4 protein-coding genes and 1 pseudogene are annotated in these 2,923 nt (G+C 72.5%); 2 read left to right on the forward strand and 3 right to left on the reverse strand.

All coding sequences use genetic code 11. The features are described 5' to 3' along the window. Window positions 1-715: PP2C family protein-serine/threonine phosphatase (locus tag AB0G02_RS33725; RefSeq protein ID WP_360802478.1), on the forward strand; the 715-nt coding region annotated here is incomplete at its 5' end. Between the two features lie 79 nt (window positions 716-794). On the opposite strand, the gene AB0G02_RS33730 is transcribed toward AB0G02_RS33725, so the two are convergent. Further along, window positions 795-1,676 (reverse strand): LysR family transcriptional regulator, encoded by an 882-nt coding sequence (locus AB0G02_RS33730; protein ID WP_360802481.1) that lies wholly within the window; start codon window positions 1,674-1,676, stop codon window positions 795-797. Between the two features lie 96 nt (window positions 1,677-1,772). Here AB0G02_RS33730 and AB0G02_RS33735 point away from each other — a divergent pair, with 96 nt between their 5' ends. Further along, on the forward strand, window positions 1,773-2,150 hold the full coding sequence (locus tag AB0G02_RS33735) for a nuclear transport factor 2 family protein (protein WP_360802484.1): 378 nt from the start codon (window positions 1,773-1,775) through the stop codon (window positions 2,148-2,150). An 87-nt stretch (window positions 2,151-2,237) separates the two neighbouring features. Here the strand turns inward: AB0G02_RS33735 and AB0G02_RS33740 are convergent, their stop codons facing one another. Both AB0G02_RS33740 and AB0G02_RS33745 read right to left on the reverse strand, forming a co-directional pair. After that, the gene (locus AB0G02_RS33740; RefSeq protein ID WP_360802486.1) at window positions 2,238-2,588 is read right to left on the reverse strand and encodes a hypothetical protein; all 351 of its coding nucleotides are present in this window, start codon (window positions 2,586-2,588) and stop codon (window positions 2,238-2,240) included. 80 nt (window positions 2,589-2,668) lie between these two features. Then, window positions 2,669-2,923: pseudogene (locus tag AB0G02_RS33745) on the reverse strand (hypothetical protein); the annotation flags it as partial.

Here is a 2,923-nt window from a genome sequence, read left to right on the forward strand (position 1 = left end):
CGCGCTGCGGGCCAACCTGCTGCCCACCCCGCTGCCCGAGGTGCCGGGGGCGGCCCTGGCCGGCGTCTACGAGCCCGCGCACCGGCAGGCGATGATCGGCGGCGACTTCTACGACGTCCACCCGCGTGAGGACGGCAGCGCGGCGTTCGTGCTCGGTGACGTGGCGGGCAACGGGCTGGAGGCGGCGGCGCACAGCGGTCGGGTGCGGCAGAGCCTGCACACGCTGCTCGTGGTCGAGCAGCGGCCCGCGCAACTGCTGCACCTGCTCAACGCGGCGTTGCGGGCGGCGGGCAGCCGTCTGTTCACCACGCTCGTGGTCGGCACGATGGTGCCCGTGCAGGCGGGTGGGTTGCGGCTCACGCTCGCCGCGGGTGGCCACCCCGCGCCGCTCGTGCTGCGCGGTGACGGGCGGGTGGACGAGGTGGCGGTGCGCGGCGGGATCGTCGGCGTGCTGCCGGAGGTTCGGTTCCACCAGACCGCGGTGGTGCTCGCGCCGGGCGACACGTTGCTGCTCTACAGCGACGGGTTGACCGAGGCGCGCAAGTACGGCGACCGGCAGGAGCTGTTCGGTGACGCGCGGCTGAAGGCGGCGCTGGCCGACTGCGCGGGGCTGTCCGCCGCCGCGGTGTCCGACCACTTGCGCCGCGTGGCGTTCGACTGGCTGGGACCCGCGGACCACGACGACCTCACCCTCCTCGTGGTGCAGGCGACCTGAGCGACGTGCTGACCTGCTGACCTTCGGAAGTGCTGACCTGCTGACTTTCGGAACTGCGATCGGACAGGCTCGTCGGTGATCAACCCCCGGCAAACGCTTGCCGGCAGCACGTCACCAGCCTGCGGACCGCCGGGTTGTGGTCGTTCTTCCACACCAGCGACAGCAGCGCGGGCGTGTCGAGGTCGTCGATCGGGACGGTCACGAGCCGGTCGGCGTAGTGGCCGGCCATCGACTCGCTGAGGACGGCCACCGCGAGACCCCGGCCCGCCAGCGCGGCGATCGCGTCCGCCGCACTGGCTTCCAGCGCGATCGTCGGCCGGAGGCTCCGCGCCGCGCACGCCTGGTCGAACACGGTGCGCAAGCCGGTGCCGGCGGGCATGCAGACGAGCGGGTGGGCGACCAGCTCGGTCAGGGTCGTGCGCCGCGCCACCGCCAGCGGGTGCCCGGCCGGTACCGCGGCGACGAGCCGTTCGTCGATGATCGTCCACGCGTCCAGCCCGTCGGGCGTGGTGGTCGACGTGCCGACCAGGGCCAGGTCGACCGAGCCGTCGTGTACGTCCGCGACGAGCCGGCCGGAGTTGCCCTCCACCAACGAGACCTCCACGGCGGGGTGCGCGCGGTGGAACGTGGCGAGGGCGTCGAACAGCGCCGTGATGGTGCAGCCGACGACCATGCCCACGGTGAGCCGACCGCGGACCAGGTGGGTCACCTCGTCCACCGCCTGCCCGACCGCCCCGGCGGCGGCGAGCGCGGCACGGGCCGGGTCGAGCGCGGCCTTCCCCGCGACGGTCAACGTCACCGCCCGTCCGGACCGGTCGAACAGCTCGGCGCCGAGCTCGCGCTCCAGCTGCCGGATCTGGGCGCTCACCCCGGACTGGCTGATGTGGACCCGCTCGGCGGCGCGGGTGAAGTTGCGCTCCTCCGCCACCGCGACGAAGTACTCGAGCTGCCTCAGTTCCATAACTGGCAATTCTAACGACCATAAGAAGCATCTGTTTCACTTCTGGCACTCGCTCGGCCACGCTGAGGCGACCACAGGCAGAACCGAGGAGAAGTCATGTCCGATCAGGACCGGAACCACGAGAAGGCCATGCGCCCCGAGGACATCACCCGCCTGTTCGTCGAGCGGTCGAACGCCGGCGACGCGGCGGGTGTGGCGGCGCTCTACGAGGAGGACGCGGTGCTGGCCTACCCGCCGGGCAGCCGCACGGTCGGCCGCGAGGCGATCCGCGAGCTGTGGGAGGGAGTGCTGGCCCACCGCCCCCACTTCGAGCAGGAGACCCCGCTGCCGACGTTGGTCAGCGGCGACATCGCCCTCACCTCGACCCCGCCCAAGGACGGGAGCGGTGCCCGCGCGCAGGTCGTGCGGCGTCAGCCCGACGGCAGGTGGCTGCGCGTGCTGGACCAGCCCGAGTTCGTGCCGCCGACCTCGTAGCTCGCGTGCCGCAGTCGTCCGGCACGGGTCACGACGAGCAGGTGGCTGCTCGAACTCGGACGCGTGGCGCGCGTACCCGTCGCGCGGTCAGGACCTGCACGCCTGATCCGCCGACAGCGGCACCCAGTGCAGCGCCTCGCGCCACCCCGGCCGGTCGAACGCCCAGTCCGCGAGCACCGCCGCGACGGGACCGACGCCGATCACGTCGGGTTGTCGGGGCACCCGCGCCTGGAAGTGGTGCTCCGGGCCGCCTTCGCGGTGCTCGACCAGGTGGCTCAGGTCGTCGTCGAGGTGCACCCGCATGTAGTGCTGCCCGGCCGGCTCCCGGTCGAGCCGTTCGACGACCAGGTGGCGGTGGGTCAGGTCCAGGTCCGCGAGGAGGGCATGCAGGGCGGTCTCGGACGGGCCGTCCCAGGACTTCCCGGACCACTCGATCACGCGTACAACCCGATTCGTCACAACGCGTCAACATACTCACGGTTCGCGACATACTCACAGGCCCATGCCCGCGCGCACGGTTAGGCCCGCCCCGACCAGCAGCACGAGGGACGCGCTGAGCGCGGGCACGGCCGTGAAGCGGTCCCGCAGGCGTTCGACGGCGGCCAGCCGGTCTTGTGCCCCAACCCGGCCAGGATCACTCCCCGGTGGTAGAGGAACACGGCGTTGTGCCACCCGGTCGACGCCGCGCGGTCGGCGAACGTCAGCGCCTCCTCGTCCCGACCGTTCAGGTGCAGCGCCCACGCCAGAGCATCGGCCACCAGCACGTGCTGCCG

The organism is Actinosynnema sp. NPDC023658 (genome assembly GCF_040639995.1).
GTDB lineage: Bacteria > Actinomycetota > Actinomycetes > Mycobacteriales > Pseudonocardiaceae > Actinosynnema.